Origin of the sequence: Komagataeibacter intermedius TF2 (assembly GCF_000964425.1) — a bacterium.
GTDB lineage: Bacteria > Pseudomonadota > Alphaproteobacteria > Acetobacterales > Acetobacteraceae > Komagataeibacter > Komagataeibacter intermedius.
This window is the reverse complement of the sequence record NZ_BANF01000273.1, coordinates 1-345: the sequence shown is the minus strand read 5'-3', so window position 1 is coordinate 345 and position 345 is coordinate 1. Positions and strand designations below refer to the sequence as shown.

The following is a 345-nucleotide window of genomic DNA, read 5'->3' as shown; positions in this document are numbered from 1 at the left end:
CTGGTCCATACTTCACCGAAAGGAAGTATGAATGACCATCTCGATGGAAATCCTCGACGAATTGCTGACGGGCGTAGAGCGTCCTGAAGACCTGCCTGGTGACGCCGGGCTGCTGAAGGAGCTGAAAATTCGGCTCATGGAGCGCATGCTGGGTGGGGAGTTGACCGCGCATCTGGGCTATGAGGAGGGCAAGGCTGCCCCGCCGGGCCAGTTGAACCGGCGGAATGGCTCCACGACCAAGGTGCTGAAGGGCCAGGACGGCGTCTTTCCAGTGACGGTGCCGCGCGACCGCGACAGCAGCTTCGAGCCGGAGCTTGTAAAGAAGGGCCAGACCCGGATTGACGG

1 protein-coding gene is annotated in these 345 nt (G+C 61.4%); it reads left to right on the top strand.

The annotated features are described in order from the left end of the window. Positions 1–31: 31 nt before the first annotated feature. Positions 32–345 (top strand): transposase (locus tag B7449_RS16990; RefSeq protein ID WP_048883888.1); only part of this gene is annotated, 314 nt, incomplete at its 3' end.